Origin of the sequence: Gayadomonas joobiniege G7, assembly GCF_000300815.1 — a bacterium.
Classification (GTDB): Bacteria; Pseudomonadota; Gammaproteobacteria; order Enterobacterales; family Alteromonadaceae; genus Catenovulum; species Catenovulum joobiniege.
This window is the reverse complement of sequence record NZ_AMRX01000001.1, coordinates 452,950-478,644: the sequence shown is the minus strand read 5'-3', so window position 1 is coordinate 478,644 and position 25,695 is coordinate 452,950. Positions and strand designations below refer to the sequence as shown.

At 41.7% G+C, this 25,695-nt stretch carries 18 protein-coding genes; 10 read left to right on the top strand and 8 right to left on the bottom strand.

Annotation, left to right across the window (positions count from 1 at the left end; all coding sequences use genetic code 11):
- Positions 1–20 precede the first annotated feature (20 nt).
- Together C727_RS0102270 and C727_RS0102265 are read right to left on the bottom strand one after the other, a co-directional pair.
- The gene (locus C727_RS0102270) at positions 21–572 is read right to left on the bottom strand and encodes a peroxiredoxin family protein (RefSeq protein ID WP_017444003.1); all 552 of its coding nucleotides are present in this window, start codon (positions 570–572) and stop codon (positions 21–23) included.
- A 236-nt stretch (positions 573–808) separates the two neighbouring features.
- The gene (locus C727_RS0102265) at positions 809–1,312 is read right to left on the bottom strand and encodes a lactoylglutathione lyase family protein (RefSeq protein ID WP_017444002.1); all 504 of its coding nucleotides are present in this window, start codon (positions 1,310–1,312) and stop codon (positions 809–811) included.
- Positions 1,313–1,429: 117 nt separating this feature from the next.
- Here C727_RS0102265 and C727_RS0102260 point away from each other — a divergent pair, with 117 nt between their 5' ends.
- Positions 1,430–2,320: a LysR family transcriptional regulator gene (locus C727_RS0102260; RefSeq protein ID WP_017444001.1), complete on the top strand. Its 891-nt coding sequence runs from the start codon at positions 1,430–1,432 to the stop codon at positions 2,318–2,320.
- Positions 2,321–2,366: 46 nt separating this feature from the next.
- Here the strand turns inward: C727_RS0102260 and C727_RS0102255 are convergent, their stop codons facing one another.
- Positions 2,367–3,428: a zinc-binding metallopeptidase family protein gene (locus C727_RS0102255; protein ID WP_017444000.1), complete on the bottom strand. Its 1,062-nt coding sequence runs from the start codon at positions 3,426–3,428 to the stop codon at positions 2,367–2,369.
- Between the two features lie 259 nt (positions 3,429–3,687).
- On the opposite strand from C727_RS0102255, the gene C727_RS0102250 reads away from it, so the two are divergent.
- From C727_RS0102250 to C727_RS0102235, 4 genes are read left to right on the top strand one after another with little or no spacing between them, the layout of a single operon-like run.
- Positions 3,688–4,410 carry an ABC transporter ATP-binding protein gene (locus tag C727_RS0102250; protein ID WP_017443999.1) on the top strand — a complete coding sequence of 241 codons (723 nt, stop codon included), beginning with the start codon at positions 3,688–3,690 and terminating at the stop codon, positions 4,408–4,410.
- Positions 4,407–5,825 carry an ABC transporter permease gene (locus tag C727_RS0102245; protein ID WP_017443998.1) on the top strand — a complete coding sequence of 473 codons (1,419 nt, stop codon included), beginning with the start codon at positions 4,407–4,409 and terminating at the stop codon, positions 5,823–5,825. Before C727_RS0102250 ends, C727_RS0102245 begins: the two co-directional genes overlap by 4 nt.
- Complete coding sequence (locus C727_RS0102240; protein WP_017443997.1) at positions 5,825–7,126, top strand: DUF3526 domain-containing protein; 1,302 nt, start codon at positions 5,825–5,827, stop codon at positions 7,124–7,126. The genes C727_RS0102245 and C727_RS0102240 overlap by 1 nt, the downstream gene beginning before the upstream one ends.
- Before the next feature lies 1 nt (position 7,127).
- On the top strand, positions 7,128–9,245 hold the full coding sequence (locus tag C727_RS0102235) for a TonB-dependent siderophore receptor (RefSeq protein WP_017443996.1): 2,118 nt from the start codon (positions 7,128–7,130) through the stop codon (positions 9,243–9,245).
- Positions 9,246–9,314: 69 nt separating this feature from the next.
- Here the strand turns inward: C727_RS0102235 and C727_RS0102230 are convergent, their stop codons facing one another.
- Both C727_RS0102230 and C727_RS0102225 read right to left on the bottom strand, forming a co-directional pair.
- Positions 9,315–10,598 carry an Nramp family divalent metal transporter gene (locus C727_RS0102230; protein WP_017443995.1) on the bottom strand — a complete coding sequence of 428 codons (1,284 nt, stop codon included), beginning with the start codon at positions 10,596–10,598 and terminating at the stop codon, positions 9,315–9,317.
- Positions 10,598–11,692: a class I mannose-6-phosphate isomerase gene (locus C727_RS0102225; protein WP_017443994.1), complete on the bottom strand. Its 1,095-nt coding sequence runs from the start codon at positions 11,690–11,692 to the stop codon at positions 10,598–10,600. Before C727_RS0102225 ends, C727_RS0102230 begins: the two co-directional genes overlap by 1 nt.
- Before the next feature lie 654 nt (positions 11,693–12,346).
- Here C727_RS0102225 and C727_RS0102215 point away from each other — a divergent pair.
- The 3 genes from C727_RS0102215 to C727_RS0102205 all read left to right on the top strand — a co-directional run bounded on the left by C727_RS0102215 (position 12,347) and on the right by C727_RS0102205 (position 18,443).
- Positions 12,347–15,358 (top strand): TonB-dependent receptor, encoded by a 3,012-nt coding sequence (locus C727_RS0102215; protein WP_017443993.1) that lies wholly within the window; start codon positions 12,347–12,349, stop codon positions 15,356–15,358.
- A 108-nt stretch (positions 15,359–15,466) separates the two neighbouring features.
- Positions 15,467–17,701 carry an alginate lyase family protein gene (locus C727_RS0102210; protein WP_026052516.1) on the top strand — a complete coding sequence of 745 codons (2,235 nt, stop codon included), beginning with the start codon at positions 15,467–15,469 and terminating at the stop codon, positions 17,699–17,701.
- Positions 17,702–17,840: 139 nt separating this feature from the next.
- Entirely contained in the window at positions 17,841–18,443 is a 603-nt protein-coding gene (locus C727_RS0102205) for a uracil-DNA glycosylase family protein (protein WP_017443991.1), read from the top strand.
- Here C727_RS0102205 and C727_RS17805 read toward each other — a convergent pair.
- The gene (locus tag C727_RS17805; RefSeq protein WP_017443990.1) at positions 18,421–19,569 is read right to left on the bottom strand and encodes a DUF1570 domain-containing protein; all 1,149 of its coding nucleotides are present in this window, start codon (positions 19,567–19,569) and stop codon (positions 18,421–18,423) included. The genes C727_RS0102205 and C727_RS17805 overlap by 23 nt on opposite strands.
- Positions 19,570–19,767: 198 nt before the next feature.
- On the opposite strand from C727_RS17805, the gene C727_RS0102195 reads away from it, so the two are divergent.
- Complete coding sequence (locus tag C727_RS0102195) at positions 19,768–22,908, top strand: DEAD/DEAH box helicase (RefSeq protein WP_017443989.1); 3,141 nt, start codon at positions 19,768–19,770, stop codon at positions 22,906–22,908.
- A 35-nt stretch (positions 22,909–22,943) separates the two neighbouring features.
- On the top strand, positions 22,944–23,948 hold the full coding sequence (locus tag C727_RS0102190; RefSeq protein ID WP_017443988.1) for a YecA family protein: 1,005 nt from the start codon (positions 22,944–22,946) through the stop codon (positions 23,946–23,948).
- A 340-nt stretch (positions 23,949–24,288) separates the two neighbouring features.
- Here C727_RS0102190 and C727_RS19945 read toward each other — a convergent pair whose 3' ends face one another.
- Together C727_RS19945 and C727_RS0102180 are read right to left on the bottom strand one after the other, a co-directional pair.
- Entirely contained in the window at positions 24,289–24,477 is a 189-nt protein-coding gene (locus tag C727_RS19945; protein WP_420196312.1) for a phage integrase central domain-containing protein, read from the bottom strand.
- Between the two features lie 335 nt (positions 24,478–24,812).
- Positions 24,813–25,685, bottom strand: a complete 873-nt coding sequence (locus C727_RS0102180; protein WP_017443986.1) for a YicC/YloC family endoribonuclease — start codon at positions 25,683–25,685, stop codon at positions 24,813–24,815.
- Between the last annotated feature and the right edge of the window lie 10 nt (positions 25,686–25,695).

The following is a 25,695-nucleotide window of genomic DNA, read 5'->3' as shown; positions in this document are numbered from 1 at the left end:
TGGAACCGCCGCTGTTGGGGTTATTGATGCATACCCCGTATCGGGTAATTGTTTTCTGGTTTACGTATCCAGGTTAAACCGTTTACCAGGGTTTCTATATCGGGTCTAACAAAAGGGTTATTAGAGATATCAACGACTTGGATCTTACCCTCTTGATTTATAACAAATAAGCCAGGTTCAGCAAACACATGGTCGGTTTCTTTTTCGGATCTTGGGTCTGACAAATACAAACCAAGCTGCTTCATGTGCTCTATCGTTAAACCATAAGCAATTGGGTAGCTTATTTCTAAAGATTCATCTAAATAGCTCTGTAATTGGGACTGACTGTCTGCCGATACCGCTATTACATCGACCCCAATCTCTTTTAAAGGTTTAATAAAAGATTCTAGCTTGTTCAGGTATTTTGTGCACATAGGGCAGTGCTGGCCTCGGTAAACCACGACCAGCTTCCAATCACAGTCATTTTCAGGCTTAGCTAAATTAACTGTGTTGCCTGCTAACGTTTTGGCTTGAATGTTGGGGAATAAACTACCTGCGTTAAGCTTTTGGCTATAATTAACAGTCTGATTCATAGTGCCTCCTATCATTAAATGAGCCCAGAGTTATGTTCAACTTTATGATCGAGTTGTCGTTAATCATGCTAGACATGTTCTGGGCGCGTAAAAGATTAACCAGATTATAATCTTGTTACCTTTGGAGAGGGGATTTAGATCGGATTATTTGTCTAAAAAAGAAGTTGATACTTTTATTTGCCTCTCCGACAGGTGTTGGAGAGGCATGCATAGCAAGGGGTGTAGGACGGTTTTGTCTATTTGTAGGCACCCGCTGCATAATGTAGCTCATAACTATGGCTATAAATTTCTAAGATGTTGCCAAACGGGTCTTCCATGTAAATCATGCGATAAGGTTTTTCGCCCGGATAATAGTATCTAGGCGCCTTCATGCGCTTTTTACCACCAGCAGCAACAATTTTTTCGGCAAGTTCTTCAACATTTGGATCTTGAACACAAAAATGAAAAACGCCGGTTTTCCAATATTCGAAGTTATCTTCAGGGTTTTGCTGATTTTTAAACTCAAACAATTCAACCCCAACGCGATCGCCTGTGGATAAATGTGCGATGCGAAATTTATCCCAGCCTTGGCCAAATACATCGGTGCACATTTCACCGATGGCTGAATCATCTTCAACAATTTCGGTTGGCTCCATAATCAGGTACCAACCCAAAACTTCAGTATAAAATTTAACTGCGGCTTCTAAATCGGGTACCGAAATACCAATATGCGAAAAACTGCGTGGATACGTATTTGTCATTTTTGCCTCTGTTTGTTTAATTTGGGAATTCTTAAAACACAGATTATCTTGAGCTAATCCTTTTTAAAAATTATCATTTAACATTGTTTTGATAATAAAATTTTATAGGTTCTTAAAATGATCAATCCTGTTTGGTTAAATACCTTTAAAACCTTGGTTGAAACTGGCAGTTTTACAAAAGCGGCTGAAAAACTATTTATGACTCAACCAGGGGTGAGTCAGCATGTGCAAAAATTGGAACTCGCTTGCAAGCACCTGTTGTTAAAACGAATCAATAAAAGCTTTGAGCTCACAGAACAAGGTGAACTCGTTTATCAGTACGCGATTCAAGCGGCACAAAATGAGGCGACGTTTTTAGATACATTAAACGAAAATAAAGAGTATAAAGGGGTTTGCCGGCTCGGCTGCTCAGGGGCACTGGCATTGGTTTTGTATCCACAACTATTGCGACTACAGCAAAAACATCCGGAGTTAGTCATTCATTTAGAAGCGGCTCCAAATCGCAATATTTTAACAGCGATCAAAAGCTCAGTTTTAGATCTGGCGGTGGTAACCAATTACCCGGAAAATGGTCAATTTTATGCTGAAGCTGTTGGTGAAGAAGTTTTATCTTTGATTGTTCCTAAAACTACGCATAGGTTTAAATCCCCCATACAGCAGCTGAATCAGCTGGGTTTAATTCGCCACCCAGATGTTGATCACTATTTATCTTTATATTTTACTCACTCTGGCGTAAAGGAACTCGTTGATAAAAACACTGAGAGTTTTAAGACGGCCGGCTACGTGAATCAAATTAATCAGATTTTAGCACCTGTTGCTGCAGGTTTAGGCTTTACCGTATTACCCAAATCAACGTTAAAAAACTTCGCTGAGCGAGAACGTTTAGCGGTTTTTGAAGCGCCTAATGCCGTTACAGAGCCATTGTTTTTAGTCCGTAAGCGGCACCGCCAAATGCCAAAACGCTTCGAAACAATTAGCACACTAATTCGGCAAAGCCTTACCCTTTAACAGCCAATTTATTAACCAAAACAGAATATTCTCCTGTTTCGGCTTGTTAAACAGTGGCTGGTGTTAATGCCATCAAAACACTAATAAAACTTTTAACAGACTCTATTGTCGCTGTTTCATTCATTGTGTGGTAGCCCGTTGTTGGTATCTGAATCGTTGTGCCTGTAACTCTACCACTGGATGCCGCGATAATACGACCTAGCTCTGTACTGCCGTATGATTGTAGCTCGCTGCCAGCGCGTGCAGCTTCCTCGTTTTTTAAACGCACAAATTCGTCTTTAAAAATAACGCTGACACCAAGCGATTGGCAGATACTGGCAACTTTTTCAGTAGCTAGTTCTGAAAATTGAGCATTAGCGTCTTTGTTTCGCAAAACCAGTTGCTGAGCTTCTGCAGAAGCTTGATCGGGAAATGGAGAAGTATCCACAACAAAAAGCTGGTTACTTTCGGTGCCAAAACGTCTAAACCACTCTAATAAGTAGCGCCAGCTTTTACCTGCTTCTTCTTGTGCAGTAAAAAACGCAGTGCCTTTAAAGCCAAGGCTAAATAGGTGTACTAACACGGCGGCAGAAATAACGTTATCCAACTGCGCGGATAGATACTTGTCATCTATTTTTAGTTGATCGGTAAATGCAATGGGTGTGCCGGCAACCAAGTGAGATAACCCTGACAATTCAAAAATTAAATTGTTTCTATTTTCGCAGGTATAACTGCCGGTAATTTCGCCGGCTCCCCGGTACGCGCCAGACCAAGGTTCGTAAGCGTATACTTTGTGCTGATTAAAACGCCCGGCTACTTTTTTTATCAACGCTTCAGAAACAGAATTGCCAAGTAGATCTGAGCGACTACCAGCAACAAACGCGGCAAATTGGAATTCATCCGGACCCGTGCAAATTAAACCATGGCGGTCGATATGGGCTGAAAAATAACCCGATTGCGGCTGCTCACCTTGCGCAACTAACAATCCTTCGTACCAAGTAACTTTGGCACCACGACTTTCAAGCTCGCGCTGTAAAACACGATAAAAAGCATGTTCGGAACCAACCACACAGGGCTCGCGAACCAGTACCTTTAACAGGTCGATAAAATCAGTAAAATGCAGTTTCATTTGATTGCCTTAGCGGATAAAAACAGTTTGCCTTATACCGCTCTTTGTTAAAAACGCCAAGCTTTTTTGATGTATTTATATCCACTTTTTTAAGTGGCTTAGTTTACTGAGTTTGAGCTGGGAAAATGGCACTTCATATAACACGATTTTTGCATCGTGCAAGGCCTCTTACATATAATTATGATATGTTATATCATAATAAAATATTTGCGCATCTGGTTAGATGTGGCTGTTTTCCCAACTTTATAAGAGACAAAAGATGCAAAAAGAAGTACTTATTGCAGACTCCCTTAGTGTTAGTTTTAATCATCAAACAGTTTTAGATGAGGTGAGTTTTAGCGTAGCCAAAGGTGAAGTATTTGCTTTACTTGGCGGTAATGGCGCTGGTAAATCAACCACATTAAAAACTTTTTTAGGCACAGTCTCACCGCACAGCGGCATTGCAAAGGTGATGGGCCTAAATGTCACTAGCGAGATAGATAAAATTCGCGCTAAGGTCGCTTATTTACCAGAATCCGTTACTTTATACGGCCATTTAACCGGTGTTGAAAACATACAATATTTTTTAGCTTTGGCGCAGGTTAATTGCACGGATGCTGATATAGAGCAGGCGCTTAAGCGCGTTGCTTTACAGCAAAATGCTTGGCATAAAAAAATGTCTTTTTATTCAAAAGGTATGAGGCAAAAAACAGCCATTGCTTTAGCGCTACTTAGAAACGCCCCCGTTCTATTTTTAGATGAACCCACCTCAGGTTTAGATCCAAATGCCATTGATGAATTTAATCAGCTTATTGCTAATTTAGCGACCGAGGGCACCACTGTGTTTATGGTCACACACGACGTGTATGGTGCTTGCCATATTGCCCACCGAATAGGTTTATTAGATCAAGGTAAAATTGTTGGTATGTTTGAACGTGGCGGGCAAACTAACATAGATACCGAAGCGGTTCATGCTGCCTTTTCAGCGAGAAACCGCCCATGATCAGCAAAATTAGTTACGACGAATGGCGCTTTTGGCATCGAAGCAAGCTGGCAGCCAGTATTTTAATTATAGGCACTGTGCTTACCCTATTGTCTGCCATCGTTAACTCGGTAAAAATGCAACAAACCGCACACGAGCGTGAACACTTGCAGCACGCAGCCGAAAGCCGATTTTTAGAGCAACCAGACCGACACCCACACCGTATGGTGCATTATGGCCACTATGTTTTTCGCACACCTTCACCGTTAAGTATTATCGAGCCAGGTGTGGATGCCTTTACTGGCACTTCAATTTTTTTAGAAGGGCACAGACAAAACAGCGCTATGTTTGCCGAGCAGCAGCAAGCTTCTGGTATGACCCGGTTTAGTAGCTTAACGCCAAGCTTTTTGTTGCAAGTCATAGTGCCACTATTTTTAATTTTAATTGGTTATGCCAGTGTGACCCGAGAAAAAGAAGCAGGCACCTTAAATATCATGATCACCCAAGGCGTTAGCATATGGCATTTGCTAACGGGCAAGTATCTTGCGGTGCTGGCAAGTGGCGTTATTATGCTGCTGCCGTTAATTATTGCCGCGGCATGGGCCAGTTTGACAGGCGAAGCCTTGATAAGCACTGGGACCTTTGTTGTTGGTTATTTGCTGTATATTTTTATCTGGAGCGGCATTGTTGTGGTTGTTTCGGCGCTTAGTAAAAAAAGCAGCGCTAGCTTTGCTGCTTTGTTGGCGCTGTGGGTACTGTTTAGCATTTTAGTCCCACGTATTGGCAGCTCTAGTGCCGCAGCCCTTGCGCCTTCTGCTGGTAAGTTAGAAGCCGATTATGCGGTGCTGGCTGAGCTTCGCAAATTAGGTGATGGTCATAACGCTCAAGATCCCGCTTTTGTGCAATTAAAAAATAATTTATTGGCGCAATATAAGGTAGATAAAGTAGAAGACTTACCAATAAACTTCCGTGGGGCAGTGGCGCAGTATAGTGAAGCCAAATTAAGCAAGGTGCTTAATGAGTTTTCTGAGCGGCGCATGCAACAAGAATTGGCCCAAGCAAAAATTTCACGGCAATTTGGCTGGTTAAGTCCAACAGCGGCTATTCGTGCTTTTTCCATGATGATTGCAGGCACCAGCTTAGAAACTCACCACAGGTTTTTACGTGAAGCCGAAAAGCTAAGATATGACTTTGTGCAATCACTTAATAAAGTCCATCAAGAGCGTTTGAGCTACGACTTGGATATCAATCGATATAAAGAAGGTGTGGTAGCCCGTGTAGATTCAGCTAACTGGCAAGTATTATCCGAGTTTACCTTTACCCCAGATAGTGCGACGACCCGGGTGACTCGTAGTTTGCCTTATATCTTGCAATTGTTGTTTTGGAGTTTAGTGATTGCTGTATTATTGCGTGTTGCGGTACGGAGAATTAGCTAATGAGTATTTTTTCTAATTTTTCCAGAGAAGCCAAGTTTTTATTTAAGCAAAAGCACTTATGGGCCTTTTATGCGGTGGTTGTATGCTTGTCTGCTTTTGCTGTGTATTCTGGTATTAGCGAGGCTAATCACCAACAAGCAACGATAGAGCGCTTACTTGAAAAAGAAGCAATCGACAGAGAAAACGTCATTGCAAAACAAAAAGACTATGGCAGCGCGGCTTATTATACTTTTCATTTAACTTATTCTGAGCCATCTGCAATGGCGTTTGCGGCCATGGGGCAAAGAGATATTTACCCATGGAAGCACAGAATACGCATGTTGGCACTTGAAGGGCAAATATACGAAACAGATGCCGATAACCCAGAGTTGTCGTTTTTAGGGCGCTTTGACTTTGCATTTTTAGTCAGCATTTTATTGCCATTATTTGTGATCTTGTTGCTGCACGATTTACGCGCATCTGAAAGATCAGCTGGACGTTATGATTTACTGGTAGTCACTGCAAAAAACCAACATAGTTTATGGCTTTCAAGGGCGGTGATTTTATCTTTAAGCCTAGCGGCTGCTTTGCTTATTCCTTTTGTTGTGGGCGCCATTGTCAGCCAGGCACCATTTGCTGATGTTGTTTTGATGGTGCTGGTGGTTTTGGCGCATTTGCTGTTTTGGATGGTGATAAGCCTCGTTTTTGTCACCAGTAAAAAAGCAATTAAACAAAGTTCTGCGCAAATTGCGTCGGTTTTATTATCCGTATGGTTGTTGGTCACTGTTTTAGTGCCAGTGGTCAGCGATTTAGTGATTAATAAAATGGTCACTGGGCCCTCGGGCGGTGAGATCATGCTCACTCAACGCGAAGCGGTGAACGATGCTTGGGATTTGCCGGCGGAAGATACATGGACTGAGTTTTTAAAAACGCACCCGCAATGGCAAGGTAAAACCACTATGGACTCACCGTTTTTTGAATGGAAATGGTACTACGCCTTCCAGCAAGTCGGCGATCAAAAAGCCAGTGCGCTAGCGACAGCTTATCGAGATGCCATTATTAAAAAAGATCAATTGGCTGGACAGTTTGCGTTGCTTTCACCCCCCATGCTAACACAGCGTATTTTATCGGCTATTGCAACAACCGATACACAAGCAGCCTTGGTTTATCAGCAGCAGATCCGACAGTTTCATAAAAGCTTACGCGAATTTTATTATCCGCTGATGTTTAATAAAGCGGAATTTAGTTTAGAGACTCTTAAAGCCCAGCCACAATATAGTACCTATGAGCGGGCGCATAAAAAACACATGGAAAACAATTAAAATGAACCTTTTTAAGTTATCACTCTTTAAAAAGTCAGCGGCCGCAGTGGCGATTGCGCTATCAACGCCTGCTATGCTGCAAGCTGCTGAAAACCAATCCGAAGTCGACAAACAACTTGAAGTTATCGAAGTTAAAAGCTTACGGCAAGCCTACCGAGGCAACGTAAAAGCAAAAGATTTACCGCAAGCCATTGCCACTATCTCTAGCGAAAAACTATCGTTAACTGGCATAAATACCTTACAAGACTCTTTAGAGTTAGTCAGTGGGGTGACTCGGCAAAACGATTTTGGTGGCCTGTGGGATATGTTTGCAATTCGAGGTTTTGCTGGTGACGAAAACCTTCCGTCGGCTTATTTAATTAATGGCTTTAGTGCTGGCAGAGGTTTTAGTGGTAACAGGGATACTTCAAACGTACAAACAATTGAAGTGCTCAAAGGACCAGGTTCGGCTTTGTATGGTCGTGGTGAGCCGGGCGGAACCGTTAATATCATTACTAAAAAACCTCAGTTCAGTGAACAAGGATACGTTAAATTGAGTGTGGGTCGTTTTGATAATTACCGTTTAGAGGCTGATTACACAAATGGGGTCAATGATGAATTGGCGATTAGAATAAATGGTGCATACGAAGATAATAAAAGTTATCGCGATACTGTTGAAAAACAGAAAACAGCATTGGCCCCTTCATTTTTATACAAGGTAAACTCAGACACCCTGATAAGCTACGAACTCGAATATCTAGATCAAAAAGCGGATATGGATCGCGGCGTTGTTGTGGTTGATGGCAAACCTTTTTCGTATTCAAATTTTTATGGTGAGCCTGCTGACGGGCCTGTGCAAATAGACGCATTAGGTCACCAGGTAAACATTCAGCATCATTTAAACGGTGATTGGGTATTAACCGCTGGTTTAAGTGCACGCGTTTCATCGTTTGAAGGTAATGTCAGTGAACCTAGGTGGTACAACGCAGACAATAACTATATTGTTCGCCAGCGCCGTTATCGGGATTTTGATGCTGACGATCTGAGCGGCCGTTTTGAGTTTAGTGGTTCGGTCGAATTTATGGGGCTTAACCACAACTTATTAATTGGTGGTGATGCTTATAAATATGAGCTTGAGCGTCTTATCCTTCGTTACCGCCATGGCTCAGGAAACGAAGCGGATTTTGCAATCGATTTTGATAATCCGGTTTACCGAGATGATCTTCCTGAGATGGGCCCTAATACCGAGGATTTAGAATCGCAGAATGGCCAGGGTATTTATTTTCAAGATCAAATGGATTTGAGCGACAACTGGAAAGCTATGGTAGGGGTGCGTTTTGATCAGTTTGAACAAGAGATCACTAACCGATTAAACGATAATAGTAAAACCAGTGTTGATAAATTTTATTCAAATCCGAGATTTGGTTTGGTTTATGAGCTATCACAAGTTGCTAGGCTGTATACCAGCTACTCAGAGGGCGCGCGGCCTAACTCGGGTGTTGACGCTAATGGTAATGGCCATGACCCAGAAGAGAGTCAATCGTACGAGATTGGCCTTAAGTGGAATGATGCGCAAGCTGGCTTTAATGGCACAGCGGCAATTTTTACCACTAAAAAGCAAAACATCCTAGCCAGCAGCCCAAACGGTGATGGTAGCACAGCCGCTATTGGTTCTGCCAAAAGCCGTGGGTTTGAGTTAGATATGTCTTATGAGTTAACAGCGGATACCTTAGTGACAGTGTCTTATGCTTATATTGATGCTGAAAATGCAACAAAAATTACGCTTTGGGATTATTACGAGATTGCCGAAGGCGCACCACTCGCTAATGTGCCTGAGCACAGCGGTAGTTTAATGTTTAGGCAATTTGCCGAACTTGCAGGGTACCAAGGCAGTGCTGGTTTTGTTGTTCAATATGTTGGTACTCAACTAGGGGATTTTTTAGAGCAAGACTTTGAGTTGCCCGCTTATACTTTGCTTAACTTGTTTGCGAATGTGAGCTTGTCTGACAATTTAGAGATGAACTTAAATGTTGATAATTTGCTCGACGAAGCCTATTACGCAAACTCATACATGGACGAGTGGACTATGCCGGGGGCACCACGTACGTTTACCGCCAGCATTAAATATAGTTTTGAATAATTTTTAAACTTGGTTTCCCGCCTAGCCTTGTTAGGCTGAGGCGGGCCCTTATTAAAGTGAGTAACGCCACTATGCAAAGATATTTTGCAAAACCCCTTTTACGCCAAAAAAAGAAGTGATTAGCGAAAAGATAAAAATAGCGGCCAATGCTAAGTTCGCAAACCAACCATTTTTGTGGTTTTTCATTAAGTCGTGGCGGTTACTCAAATAAAAGATACAGCCAACGGTAATGGGTAATATCACCGCATTAAATGCCTGCGAAATGATCATCACAAATACAGGTCGGGCTTCAAAAATGGGCACAACCAAACCCAGTAGCGAAATAACAAAAACCATTATTCGGTATTTGGGTAATGTCATATCGCGTTTAACCCCTTTATAGTCACATAATAACCAAGGCAGCATTAAAATATTTGGAAACTGCGACGAAACACCGGCAGCAATCAGCCCAAAAGCAAAAATAGATGTGGCTAAACTACCGGCCAGCGGTTCTAAAATGCTGATCATCTGTGACGCATTATCCAGTTGAATACCTTCTACATGCAGTGTGCCTGCTGACGCCGCCATAATAGAGGCGCTGATGATAAACATTAAAAATACCGAAAAAATAGCGTCGTTGCGCTGTTTTTTGTAATCATTTAAGGTCCAACCGGCTTCTTTGACTAAGGTGGTGCGAATGATAAACAATCCCGAAAATACCGTGGTCCCTATCATAGAGGCGATAACCAAAAATGGGCCTTTATCTGTAGCTGCGGTGGTGGCAGGGATATTCGGAATAAGGCCTTTTATTATTTCTACCGGTGGCGGCATCATAATAAAAAAGTTAATTAAAAAACAAGCCGACATCACAGCGACAATTACCGCTAAACAGCGTTCAAAAAACTGTGTTTTACCATTCCAAAAAATAAAATAAACTAAGCTGACAAAAAATGCGGCAAAATAAACTTGTGAGATGCCGCCTTCAATAAAAGATTTAGACCATTCATAGCAGATATCGGCAACTATGCCCATAACGCCCATTACACTACCGCAGACCCCAAACGTAAGAGCGACTAAAAAAAACATGGCAACAGCAGGGTGAATGTGTTTTTTAAACGCCTCTAGCGCTGTTTCACCAGTAACTAGGGTATAGCGGCCATAGAGGTTGATCATAAACAAGGTACACAGACAAGAAGCGATAATGGTCCACAATAATGTCATGCCATAATCGGCTCCGGCTTTTGCCATTGCTGTGACACTGCCTGTTCCTATGTTAAAACCCAATAAAAAAATACCGGGTAAAAAAAGCGCAAGGGTTTTGGCAAATTTTTGTTTTAGCGAATTATTATCGTTTGGTGTTGAAGTAGATGACATTAGCTTTGCTCCGTTTGCTGGCGGCCTGGGTAACATTCTAAAATGGTCATTTCTGTGTCGCTCTGATACTCAAATTGGGTCACGCCTGCGGGGCAGAAAAAACGCTCCCACTGTTTTAATTCAACGGTTTGCCCGTCAACAATGAGACGACCCGCCCCCTGAGTGACAACGCCGTAAAAAAAATCTTCTTCAATACGTTTAAATTGACTGGTCACTGTTGCTCTTTTAACAATAAAGCAGTCTGTTTTGTCATCACCAATCAGCTCTTCTACTTGGTTACCTTGCTCATCATTTATCAATACCCTGGGTAAACAACGAAACTCTTGATCAATTGCCTCCGGTGGCACAGGTGAAAAATTAAAAGAGTCTAACGCGGTTTCTATACCTCGATCCATAAATCTGGCTTTTTCGGGGATCACATAACCACAGCGTTCAAATTCAAAGCGAACCGCCAAATCTGATGGTTCCATAATTTCTAACATTAAAATACCTTCACCGAGCGCGTGTGGGCGGCCGCCGGGTAATAAAAATACATCACCAGGTTTTACCGGAATGCGGTCAAAACATTTTTCTATTGATTCAATGTCTTGTGCTTCTATCCAAGCTTTTAATTGGGCCCGATCGGGTGAACGCTGAAAACCGGCATAAATATAAGGGTCAGTGACTTCGTCACGGATCTCTAAAATAACGTAAGCTTCGGTTTTGCCTCTTGGTAAACCTAATCTTTGCTGCGCAAACTGCCGTGTTGGATGAGCTTGAAAATGCAAGCGGGTGGCGCTGTCTAAATATTTTACCAACGGAATATCATCTAATGAGCGCGGTTGGCCAGACGCTTCAGTACCTAAATAATAAAGAATGTTCGATTTAAGAATATCTCTAAAAGGCACAGTTTGACCGGATTCATTTTGTACCATAGCTAAGCCTTCTTTAATGTGTTCACGGCCTATGTTACGGGCTTCAACGGTAGAACCAATCCAATCTTCTGGAAAGCTAGAGTCCTGCGGATTGCTTTTACCTTCTATGATATCTAGTTGTTTGCCACCTTGGTATGTTCGCCAAACTCGGTTCTCGGTAAATTTAATAATTGTATTCATAGCTGATTATTTGACTCCTCTGAATTAACCTCATTTTGGCAAAAATTGATAAAGATACTAAAATTGTATTAATTTTGTTAATTGTAAAGCCAAAATATATAAGTAAAACTACAATTGGTCAATCATTGTTTGGTTGGTGAGTTTTTCTATCTATATGGTTTTGTTATAAGGAAGCGTAGCATTTCCCTCTTCGGCGCTTCGAATGAGTAAAACAACCTATCAGTTGAAAATTGATATAAATAGATTGTCAGAATCAGTTAAGTATACATAAATCATAAGGTTTAAATTTAATTTAGTGATTTATAAAACTTTATTGATTGCGTTTTCGTACACTTTAACCGTAAAACTTTTTTATTCGAATCTATCAGACTATCGGTGCTAATAGGTGTTTCCTGACAGCTCTATCGGCTAAAAAACAACATTGTGTATTACCAATTTAATAAAAAGTTTAAAAATTAATCTTACAAAAGGTTGATCTTTTCAAAAGTCGTTGTTAATCTGAAGTTGTTATTTTGTAATTCGGTTTGCTGTTTTGTTTGTATAACCAGCAGATCTGTCGTTTTAAGCACTTTTTTTAGTCAGTGACTAAAACGGTTTTGTCACTTATGTGTAACAAGACCTTGCGTTAAACTAACACATATATAGGAACACGCTATGGAACACAAATTATCAAAAATTACGCTGGCGATGTTATCTGCAGCCACGTTAAGCATCGTTTCACCCGCGCAAGCTCAAGAAACGCAAGCAGCGGAAGAAGATATAGAACAAATTAAAGTTGTTGGTATTCGTAGCTCATTAACGAGTGCATTAGCCGATAAACGCCACTCAGATAATTTAGTTGAAGTGATTCAATCTGAGGACATAGGTAAGCTGCCAGATCAAAACTTGGCTGAGGTATTAGAAAACGTAACCGGTATTCAGATTACACGTACTGCAGGTGTTGGTACGGGTGTTCAAATTCGTGGTACTAACTCAAACCGTACCGAAATTAACGGTGTTTCAACGGTTGGCTCTGGTGTTGGCCGTAGCGGTATTAGTTTTGAAGACGTTTCGGCGGGTATTATCGCCGGTGTTGAAGTGACTAAATCACCTGAAGCTAAAACGATAGAAGGTTCAGTGGGTGGTACCGTTAACCTTAAAACCATTCGTCCATTACAACTAAACGATACTTTGATTTCATTGCGTATCCAGGGCGAAAACAGCAGTTTATCAACAGACAGTACCTTAACGCCTCGTATTTCTGGTACTTTTGGTGATGCTTGGTACACAGATTTTGGTGAAGTGGGCGCTGTGCTTAGCTTAAACTACGCTGAACAAGACGTGACCGCATTTAGACCTCGTACTGACCGTGATAACTTTGTTCCTGCTGGTACAGGCGCTGGAAATGAAAGTTTTGACTTTTTACCAATTCAGTTTTTTGTGCAAGATTACGATAACTACGAATATGAAACAGTTAACGTAGCAGGTACGCTTGAGTGGCGACCACAAGACAACATGAAACTGTTTTTTGATACCATTATTAATGACCAAGAGCGTCGCCAAGAAAGTTCACGTATTCAAGCTTCAGGTATTAGTGGGTTAAAAAATATCTCTATCCCATCTCAATACGAAACGGTTGATTTTGGCTCACTGGGTGGTTATGACTTAGGTTCGATTCAAGCTGCCGTGAAAGGGGAAATACCGATTGATGCTGATGGCTCTGACGGTAACTTACGTTTTTCGGGTGATACCAATTCTCGTTTAACCAAAACCGAAATTTATCGCTTTGGTGGTGAATGGCAAGGTGACAAATTAAAAGCCAGCGTTGAATTGTCTGCATCTAGTTCAGATACCACAACCCCTAGCTTTAATACCACGTTGAACTTTATCAACCCGAATTCGCCAATGGATGCCGAGCAATTGTTGGCGAACCATTATGCGAACGAAGCAAATGGCAATGAAGACCTGTACGATTCAAACGAAAACGGTACTCCCTTTGTTTATGACTTAACGGGCGGTTCATTAACCTTTGGTATTGGTGGTGATAATTCGCCGACTTCGGCTCAATTGTTAGATCCAGCAAACGTGGTATTGCGGGATGTTCAAATTGGTCAAGACAGAGTCGAAAACAAAGAAAACGCTATTCGCACCGACTTTACTTATTACACAGATGCTGACTTTGTGACCTCTATCGATTTTGGTTACCGTTTAAGTAAAGTGCAAAGTACCAGTGACGAAATTACGTCAAACACTAGCTTGCGTGAGTTTGCTGATAGCCCAACGGGTGATATGTTCGATGAGCTATTAGTGGCTGGCCCAAGTAACTTTAACGAAGCTGATGGTCGAGAGCTATATGTTAAAGACTTTTTATTAATTGATGCCGAGCGAGTGGCAGCAGACCCTGATGGTGTAATTGATATTTTAAATAATGCGATCACCGAAAATAATGCTCAAACTGGTGGTAGTGGCTCGTTAATCGGCTCACCAACTTCTAGCTCAGCAGGCTATTTTGACGTGCAAGAAAAAACCCATGCTCTTTATGCCCAAGCTAACTTTGAGTATGACATAGTGCGCGGTAACTTTGGTGTTCGTTATTTGCAAACCGACGTAACATCACGCGGTAACTCAATTACTGAAGTTGATGGTGGCGACGATATAGTGACTGCCGTTGTCACTAAAAGTGATTATGACTTTGTTTTACCTCGTTTAAATTTAGTGGCTGACGTACACGAGGATGTGGTTGTACGTGCGGGTTGGGGTAAAGATATTCGTCGCCCAGATTTTAGCGACTTATCAACTTCTTATACTTTCAGCACCAGTCCTAACCCAGCGGTTGCATTAGGTAACCCAGGTTTATCGCCAGAGGAAGTGACCTCTTTCGATTTGGCGGCTGAGTGGTATTTTGCTGAAGCCAGTATGTTAAGTGTTGGTATTTTCCATAAAACCCGTACTGATTTACACGTGACTCAGCAATCAGACCCGTATGAAGATCCAAATACTGGCTACCGTGATACCACAGATCCTTGTGAGCAGGGCGGTATCTTTAACCCGATTGCCGATATCAACGTATTTGGTCCAACCACAGGGGTTGGGGTTTGTGTACCAACTTCTCAAAAAATTAATGACCCAGGTGAAACCACACAAAAAGGTATTGAGCTGGCCGTGCAGTACGACTTAGCTGGTTTTGAAAAAGACCTAGGCTGGGCATCTGGTTTTGGTGTAATGGCTAACTATACGCTACAAGAGTTTTCTGGCGGTCAAGCAGAAAACGAAGCCACTAGCCGTGCAAATACTGTTTTTGGTTTATCAACGGGTAACCCAGACATTAATGTTAGAGCGGTTCAGGGTTTATTAGATTTATCTGAAAACGCATATAACTTTACCTTGTATTACGAAAAATATGGTTTGTCAACCCGTTTACGTTATACCTGGCGTGAAGCTTATCGTTCAGAAGACTTTGGTAGTACGTCAAGCTACCCATGGGGCTTCCCTGTGGTTCAAGAAGATCGTGGTCAGTTAAACGCAAGTATCAGTTACGACATCAACGAGCAATTTAACATTGGTCTTGAAGCGGTAAACATCACAGAGTCTGAAGTTGAGCAAAGCTGTATCAACGAAGGTGCTCTATTGTGTTACCAAGGCTTAACTGACCGTCGTATGACGATTGGTTTGAGCTACAAATATTAATTTGTAAGCCATTGGTATCAAATAGGGTTGTTTAAAGCCAGTTTGATACAAATAAAAGCAAGCCGCTACGGCTTGCTTTTTTTGCGTTTAAAAGGGGAATCTAAAAATATGCAATTTATAAAAGTGATCACTTTACTGTTAGCGACTTTAATTGGCGTTAATGCAGTAAATGCACAAGAACATCCTAAATTAATCTTAACCCAAGAAGGGGTTAAAAAAATTCGTGCCGAATTAGGCAATGTACCCTTATACGACGCTAGTTTGCAGCGTGTGAAAGAAGAAGTCGATGCCGAGATCGAATTAGGCATAGATACGCCCATTCCGAAAGATTTTTCTGGTGGTTATACCCACGAACGTCACAAACGTAATTTTTATGTAGCGCAAAAAGCGGGCGTTTTATACCAGGTTTTAGAAGACGACAAATATGCCCAGTATGTAAAAGATATGCTCTTTCAATATGAAGCTATGTATAAAAACCTGCCGCCACACCCGAAAGAAAGATCCTATGCGCGTGGTAAATTATTTTGGCAGTGCTTAAACGACAGTAACTGGCTGGTATACATGAGCCAAGCGTATGACACCATTTACAACTATCTAACAGCTGACGAACGTGAGATTTTAGAAAACAATTTATTCCGCCCGTTTGCGGATTATATCTCAATTGAAAACCCGCAATTTTTTAACCGTATTCACAACCATAGCACCTGGGGTAATGCAGCCGTTGGTATGATTGCTTTAGTGATGGATGATAAAGAGCTATTAGACAGAGCTTTATACGGCATCGAAGATGATGGTCTTGAGTTAGGTGCAAAAGATAATGATGGCGGCTTTATTAAAGTAGCCGGCCAAAAAGCAGGCTTTTTAGCTAATTTAGAAGACCCGTTTTCACCTGAAGGTTATTACACCGAAGGCCCTTATTATCAACGCTATGCCATGTATCCGTTTTTAATTTTTGCGTTAGCAATGGAAAACGCCAAACCAGAAATGGGCGTTTTAGAATACAAAGATAATGTGTTATTAAAAGGGGTGAATACTCTGCTTAATTTGGCAGATGCCGATGGCGAGTTTTTCCCGTTAAATGATGGTCAAAAAGGCATGTCAATTTACACAGCATCTTTGGTAACAGCCGTTGATGTTGCTTACCATTATGGCGATAAAAATCCGCAACTATTAAGCATTGCCGAACGTCAAAACAAAGTGCTACTTGATCAGGCAGGCCTATCAGTAGCAATTGGTATTAGAGATGGCAAAGCTAAACCCTTTGTTAAACATTCTATAAACCTAAGCGATGGTCAAAATGGTGATCAAGGTGGTTTAGGCATTTTACGTTATGGCAACGAAGAATTGACCTTAGTATTTAAATACACCGCACAAGGCTTGAGCCATGGCCACTACGATAAATTATCCTTTTCGTTATATGAAAAAGGTGACGAAGTTTTACAAGATTATGGTTTAGTGCGATTTGTAAACATTGAGCAGAAGGGCGGTGGTAACTATTTAAAAGAAAACACCACTTGGGCTAAATCAACAATAGCGCATAACACCCTATCGGTTAATCAAACAAAGCACTTTAATGGTATTTATGAAGTGGGCAGCAAACACCACTCTGAACTGCATTTTTACGATGACAGCAATAAAAATGTTCAGGTTGTTAGTGCCAGTGAATCTAATGCGTATCCGGGAACCACTATGCTAAGAACCATGGCAGTGATTAAAAACCCGAATTTTGAAAAGCCATTTTTATTGGATATTTTAAAGGTTGATTCAGAAACAACTAATCAATATGACTTGCCGTTTTATTATTTGGGTCACGTGTTAGAGGTTAATTTTGATTACCAGTCACCGGTCAATTTAAAGCCTTTAGGTGAAAAAAATGGTTATCAACATTTGTATTTAGAAGGTAAAGGACAAGCCGCTGGTGACTTCACTCAGTTTGCCTGGATGGGCAACGGTAAATATTACACTTTAAGCTCAGCGACTCAGTCGAGTGATGAAATTTTACTTACTCGTTTAGGCGCTAACGACCCTGATTTTAATTTACGTCGTGACCCTGGCATCATTATTCGCCGGAACGAGGCCAAAGACACAATATTTGCCTCTGTCATCGAGCCTCATGGCAGTTACAGCCCGGTTAATGAGTTATCTAAAAACTCAAATAGTCATATTGCTCATTTAGCGGTGGTTCATGACGATGAACAATATACGGCTGTTAAAATCACTGATTTAGACGGTAACCAGCAGTTATTTATTGTTGCAAATCAGCAAGCGAGTCAATCGGCTCAGCACCAGCTGAAGATCAATGGTAAAAGCTACCGCTGGAGTGGTCCATATTTATATCAATAAGCTTTAAGTTAAACTTTGTTTTAGCCCCAGAATGTCTGGGGCTAAATTTTATCTGCTTGACGCCCTCTACTATCCTTGCCACCCTACCGATAATCTAGCACTAACCAAGCGCAAATCTTTAGCAAGATATTTTTAAGTTATGAATACTGATTTATTAAATCGTGTACACCAATGTACAATTTGCGAGCCACAACTGCCACTGGGCGCGCGACCTGTACTGCAATGTCATCAAGAAGCCAAAATTCTAATTGCCGGCCAAGCGCCTGGTTTAAAAGTGCATCAAACCGGCCGCCCCTTTAATGATGCCAGTGGCAAGCGATTGAGAACATGGTTAGGGGTGACTGAGCAGAGTTTTTATAACGCAAAACACTTTGCCATTTTACCTATGGGTTTTTGTTACCCAGGCAAAGGAAAATCGGGTGACTTACCACCACGTAAAGAATGTGCACCGGCTTGGCGAGCTGAGTTGCTGGCCGCAATGCCAAATATTAAGCTGACTATTGTTTTGGGAAAATATGCCCAAGCCTACCATTTACCGTGCAGTAAACATTTGCCATTAACTGAGTTAGTTAAAGCTTGGCAAGATTATTGGCCTAATTATTTACCCTTGCCGCATCCAAGCCCAAGAAACAATATCTGGTTAAAAAAGAACCCTTGGTTTGGACAAGAAGTGGTACCTGAGCTCGCCGCGCGCATTGACGCTCTGCTCACCGGTGGTATTAAAACTTGTGGGCAGTCATAGGCTGCTGCATTCTTTTATTAAACTGCTGTCGTAAATTAGGGTAAGCGTTAGTCAAAAAATGAATGCCTTTGTTTGCGTTGAACCGTTCGCACGGCTGCTGTTGCTCTTGCTTGATGTAGTTAGCTAATGCTTGTTTACCGCGTTGGGAATCCATTAAAAAGTATATTAAAGCCCAACTGCTTGCGTAGAACTGAGCTTGCGACGAGAGTGGCCAATTATCTGGCGTTTGTAATAATTGCTCTGGCGATAAAACAGCATGATTTAGCTTGTTTTGTTTTACCCAGCTTGGATTTGCATGAATGATGCGTTGCTGATGTATCACTTGGGTTCGCTCAAAGTATTCGGCCAAACCTTCATTTAACCATCTAGGCGAGCGCCCAATAAGAGTATGGTTTATGGCGTGAACGGCCTCATGCACGGCGGTTTGCATTGTTCTGGTTTCCCCGCGGTATTCTATCAGTGCGGTATTGCTTGCATGAAGGTACATTCCTATATTGCCATTTGAGTTGCCCCCGTGGCGTGATATTGCAGCTTGATAGGCGGCTCGATCCGGTAAAATGTGTAAATTAAGCTTAACCTTTTTTAAAGCTTGTTTGCCGAGTAATTCGGCATAAGCCCTGAATACTGTATTCAGTTTAACTTTTAAGGTATTTTTAAAAGCTACTGGCAAGCTTTCTGCGGTGAGTGTTAAATCAAAATAATCAAGCACATCGGTGGTTGTTAGGTTAAGTTTGGACACGTTTGTAGCTTCGGGTTTCTGATCGCTAATATTGCGGATCCCGCGTTCATCAACCCAAGTGTATAAACCTTGTACTTTTTGATATTGTACCTCGCCCAGCCCTTGTTGTTGGCAAACAAATTTATCAAGGACATGATGAGGACGGGGATTTGGCAGGGTTTGATGCTGTGTTTGTATCAGGTTATTTTGTTGCCGACTATCTTCGGCCACTGGCTGTGAATGCTGTGGTGGTTCGAACATGTGTTGTATTTGCTCAACGACAGATTGAGTGCTTTGTTCGATTTGATTAAAAAAAGATTGTTGGAAGAAAAATTGTCTATCCGTAAAAAACAGCGTTAGGCCAATAGATAAAATAATAATTAATGTGATGGTTATTCCTTTAAACATATTTTTCGCCTGAACATCTCCATGACTTTAGTCTTCAAATTATAACCTAAGCGAATTTAACTGTCTTTAACTCGAGGTGTTAGATAGAGTAGGCACCTAAAATAATCTTGCGCTGTTATTACTGATTAGCTTGGCGTGGATACTGTGGCACCTATGGGTTTTGTTATTTGATTTAGCCTTGGAGTAAAAGGAACTAACATGCAGCAAACTGGAATTTACGAGCAATTAATAACTCAGCTTATCGCTAGCCAAATAGACCGAGAACGTTTTTATGTCGGTGAGCGTGAGATGGATAGTAGCGAAGCATCGGTTTGGTTGTCCCGTTTTTTATCTCATATCTTAGAGTACGCGATTGAGTCGGTGCCGGCTGGTGACGACCGTCTACAACAGCAAATTGCTTTGTCCAATCAATTGTTATTATGGCTAAAAGCTCAGATTCAACAAAGTGATTTTATCGAAGACAATTTGCTTGCCAGTCAAGGTAAACTATTAACTGCGCTGTACGAACTTGAAAATCCAGTTTCAGCTGATTTAAAAAATTATATTAAAGATATTTTTCCTTTAACTGGCCTCACCCAAAGCGAGCTATTTTGCGGTAGTAATGCGGGGTTATCACTTGAATCAGAATTAAAGCGCGAGATCTTATCAGCGGATAAAATCTACTGGCTAGTCTCATTTATAAAGTGGGCTGGAATACGGATTTTCCGAAAAGAACTTGAGGCGTTTACTAAAAGCGGTCGTGAGTTAAAAATTATCACTACATCTTACATGGGGGCAACTGATGCTAAAGCCGTTGAGTTTTTAGCTGGTTTACCGAATACTCAAGTCAAATTAAGCTACAATACTGAGCGCGAGCGTTTACATGCTAAAAGTTATCTATTTTTACGTAATACTGGTTTCCATACCGGTTATATAGGTTCTTCCAATCTCTCGCATTCAGCTTTAACCAATGGGTTGGAGTGGAATTTAAAAATAACCTCGCAAGAAATTCCACACATTATTACAAAATCTTTGAGCACCTTTGAAACTTACTGGGCATCTGACGATTTTGAGTTGTTTAGCGGTGATGCGGTTAGTAGCGAAAAGCTAAATAAAGCTTTGAATCAGCAGCGTGGAAACTATAACGTCAACTCAACGTATTTTTTTGACATAACCCCTTTACCTCATCAAAGTGAAATCTTAGAGCAACTTGCGGTAGAGAGAAATATTCATAATCGATTTCGTAATTTGGTTGTGGCGGCCACTGGGACAGGGAAAACTTTGATTTCAGCCTTTGATTTTGCCCGGTTTAGCAAACAAAAACCGCAAGCCAAGTTTCTTTTTGTGGCGCACCGAGAAGAAATTTTAAAACAAGCTAGAGCAGCCTATCGTGGTGTACTGCGCAATAGTACTTTTGGTGAACTTTGGGTCGGAGGGCATACGCCAGAGCACTACCGGCAATTGTTTGTGTCTATCCAAACACTGAATAATCAGTTAAACCAAGTAAATTTAACAGCTGATTTTTACGATTATATAGTGATTGATGAGGTACACCATATTGCGGCATCTAGCTATCGAGCTGTGTTGGAATATTTTTGTCCGTCAATATTATTGGGTCTGACAGCTACACCTGAGCGTCATGATGGGGGAGATATTTTAGCCGATTTTGGTGACGTAATCGCTGCCGAAATCCGTTTGCCCGAAGCGATTAATCGTCGTCACCTATGCCCGTTTCAATATTTTGCTATTGATGATGAGACAGATTTGCGCGATGTTTCATGGAGTCGAGGGCGTTATGATATTGCGCAACTAACCAACCTCTACACCCACAATCAGGCTCGCTTTGACAAGATTTTATTGAGCATGCAAGAAATAGTTACGGATATAAGCAAAATAAAAGCTTTGGCTTTTTGTGTGAGTAAAGAGCATGCGCAGTATATGGCGAAACAATTGTTGCTGAGCGGCATTAACGCAGATGTACTGACCAGCGACAACAGCCAAGAACGCCAACAAAAGCAGCAAGCAATCCGCTCTGGTGGTATTAACGTGCTCTGTGTGGTTGATATTTTTAACGAAGGTGTTGATATTCCCGAAGTTGACACCCTGATGTTTTTACGGCCAACAGAAAGTTTAACAATCTTCTTACAGCAGCTGGGGCGTGGTTTACGGTTAGCTGATGGCAAAGAATGTTGTACAGTTTTAGATTTTGTTGGCAACTCACGCCCTGAGTATGATTTTGCCAATAAATTTAGAGCCTTAGTAGGTAAAAGTAATAAAGCCATAAGCGATGAGATAAAGCAGGGGTTTCCTCATGCGCCACTTGGCTGTCGAATCGAATTGAGCAAACGAACTCAAGAAATGGTGCTTAAAAACATTCGTCAAGCTTCGTTAACCTTGAAGCGTTTAGTTGATATGATTCGAGAATATCCTCAGCACTCGTCACTTCCATTAACACTTTCGAATTTTTTAACCATAAATCCTCATATCGATTTAAATGAACTTTATAAGCGAGGGAGTTGGTTCCAGCTTGTCCGGCAGGCGAAAAATGAGATTAGCGAAAATTTGTCTGATGAAAAGCTTTTGTCCATGCTAAAAAAAGCGATTTATAATCGAATTTTGACCTGTGATGATCATGCTTATTTGAGTTTTTTAAAGCGGCTCTGCCAACATAGCTTTGTTATTGAACAGGTGAACTTTCGTTATGCTTTAATGTGTCATTACGATTTTTGGCAGAAAACAGGACCAGAATGCGGGTTTGAGTCTATTGAGCAGAGCTTGCAAGCACTCAACTTTTTTGAATTAAAAGCAGAGTTAATGGATGTACTAAATTGGCAACTTGCGAAAACTAAACATGAGCAACGTCGAATGGAAGCTTTACCTGCTGCTTCGTTAAGATTGCATGCTCGATATGCGCGGGAGCAAATATTGGTTGCCTTTGGAGCAACAAAATTCAAACGCAAACCGCCAGCACGAGAAGGCGTTTTTGTTCTGAAAGATCAAAACATAGAGCTGATGTTTGTGACCTTAGATAAAAATGAAAAGCAGTTTTCGCCCACCACTATGTATCATGATTATGCGATTAATGAGCAGCTTTTTCATTGGCAGTCACAAAATAGTGCCAGACCCGATCGTGGGCGCGGCTTAGATTATATCCAGCATAAAAAATTGGGTAAACGACTATTTTTGTTTGTGCGTGAACGAAGCAAAGATGAATACGGACGTACTATGGGCTTTGTTAATTATGGCGAAGTGGAATATGTATCGCACACTGGTTCGCAACCGATGAATATTAGGTGGCAGTTAAAAGAGTCGATGCCGCACTTTATGTGGCAAGAGGCCGCTAAGTTGGCGGTAGGTTAGCTTTGCTTTATCAGCAACAAAACGGAGGAACACCAATGAAGCTCGGTCGAAACGACCCATGTCATTGTGGCAGCGGTAAAAAATACAAACGTTGTTGCATGGACAATGCATCTAAGCAACATGCCCAAGTATTCGATGAAGTTGAAGCCATGTTGGCAATGAACCCAAATTTGAGCCTTGATGAGCTCAACGCAGCGGTACAGCATAAAATGCACGACCGTAATAATCAACCACACCCCGACTTTTGTGGTGTCACACCAACACAAATGAACAACTGGCTTTATGCCCCGTTTGATGAATTACAGGGGGTGACAATCAGCACCCCAGACAGCCTTTCTGCTAGCCCAGTGATGCGTTATCTAGCCCTTATAATTGACGAGGCTATGGCACAAGGTGGATCTTTTAAAGCCACGAGCAAAGGCAATTTACCAGTTAAGTTAGTCAAGCAGGCCAGTGAGCTTTTACCTGAGTTTGCCGTAGCTCAATTCGAACTTAATATAAGTATCAGTGAGTTTGCGGGCAGTAACGAAGATAAATTTAATGCTTTGCACTACACCCGAGTGCTAGCCGAAATTAGTGGTATTATTTATCGACGTAGCGGCCGCTACCATGTTAAAAAATCTGCGCAAAAACAGTATCAGACATTAGGTATACAGGCATTTTTTAAGCCGATGTTAGAGGCCGCCACCAGCAAATATAACTGGGGCTATTTAGACGCTTTTAACATCGATGCCGACTTACGTATTTTTTGGCTGTTTATGCTTTGGCGAATTCAGAACCACCACAATGTGGATAAGCTGGTTAATGAAGTGATGACAGCTTTCCCTGATTTACTCATGTCCGTGCCAGAGGATGCCTACTCCTCGCCAGAGAGAAACTTAAGCTTGTGCATAGAAACACGATTTATTGAGCGGTTTTTGCAGTTTTGGGGATTTGTGACTATTGACCCAAGACGTTATTTAAACGGTGAGCCGGTTGTTAGAGTCGTGCAGGTACAGCCATTGTTTAAACAAACGTTTTGTTTCGCCATTAATGCATAAAAAATAACGCATAAGAAGTGCCCACCTTAAGGTCTACAAATTGTTACCTATAAAGTCACCTTGTGTAGACCTATAACCGCTGAGTTCCTCATTCTGTAAAACGCATAGACGAGTACTTTACTTGTATTTCAAACTTTTGAGGCGGTATGGGGCAAACTCCTAAGAAAACTTAACAGATTAGTACGGCTTAGTTGGGAAAACATAGAAACAATGAACCCAACGACACAATCACCCAGAACTCAGTACACCCAGTGTGTCAGCAGCGGATTTTGCGTTTGCCCGAGGTAAAGGACAAAACCTGTCAAGTTAATTGTCGCGAACCGGCCAAGCTAATTGTCGCCTAATAATCTAGCTTGTTGGCATGCCGGAACAGTTGCTTCATATACATGAGAGTATCGTTAGCGATGGTTGGCCGATTGCTATCAAAAATTCGCCGAATAATTTCTCGTACATCCAGTGCTGTTACCTGATCTATTTTAAGCTTCCCAATTACCGGTTGGATCTCTTTGGTGTAAACACGCTTTGGAATGTGTGGGTGCTTGAGCCTGTCTTTAAGATCATGCTCAAACCAGTCTTTAAACAGGTCATCGATGGTTTGAATACCGGACCGTTGGCGACGTTGTCGTTCTGCCAGTGGATTGATGCCTTGTTGGATGAGCTTACGTTGTTGGAAGGCGGCATCACGTGCGTCAGCCAGGGAAAGTTACTCACCATTTAAGGGCATACTAGATCAATCCTACTCACCACTAAACTCACCAGTTGGTTGAAAACAGAGGCAAAGACCTGAAATCTTCTGAAAACAAAAAAGCCCCTATTTACAGGGGCTTGGTAAACTTAAGTAAGCTTAGAGAGACTCAAAAAAACTTATTCAATATTCTGGATCTGCTCACGCATCTGCTCAATCAACACCTTAATCTCTACTGCTGCATTCGTCACTCTGCTGTTAATGCTCTTGGATGCCAATGTATTAGCTTCTCGGTTAAACTCTTGCATCATAAAATCTAAGCGGCGGCCGCATGGGCCGCCTTTTTTTAAGATTTTGTCGCGGGTTTCACTAATATGCGAGCCTAAGCGGTCGAGCTCTTCGGCCACATCAATACGCTGGGCAAGCATAATCAGCTCTTGCTCTAATCGGTTTTCGTCAACTTGCTCTTTTAGCTCGGCTAAGCGGGTGGTTAGGCGCTCGCGCTGCCATTGCAGTACCGCTGGCATTTCTTCACGAACAATCGCCACTTGCTCAGCAATGCCGGTTAAGCGGGTTTCTATCATAGCTTTAAGGTTTTCACCTTCGCTTGCTCGGGCACTGATAAAGTCTTTTAGCAATTCGTCAAAGGCACTGAGCAGTTCTTTTTGTTGACTATCAGCATCCCCTTCTTCGGTTTGCATAACGCCAGGCCAGCGCATGATATCCACAGGGTTAACCACAGAATTTTCAGGTAGTTTTTGCGCGATTTGGCTGGCGTGCTGGCATAGCTGTTCAACCAGAGCTTGATTAATACTTAGCTGGCCTGAGCTTTTATCTTGGTCTGATAAACGCAAGTTTATTTCTATTTTTCCGCGTTGCATGGCTTTACGGAGCTTTTCGCGCAGGGCGGGTTCTAAGCTTCTAAATTGCTCTGGCATTCTAAAATAGGTTTCTAAATACCTTTGGTTTACCGAGCGAATTTCCCAGCTAAAAGTGGCCCAATCGGCTTTAGTTTCGCGGCGGGCAAAAGCCGTCATGCTATGAATTGCCATTAGTTTGTAT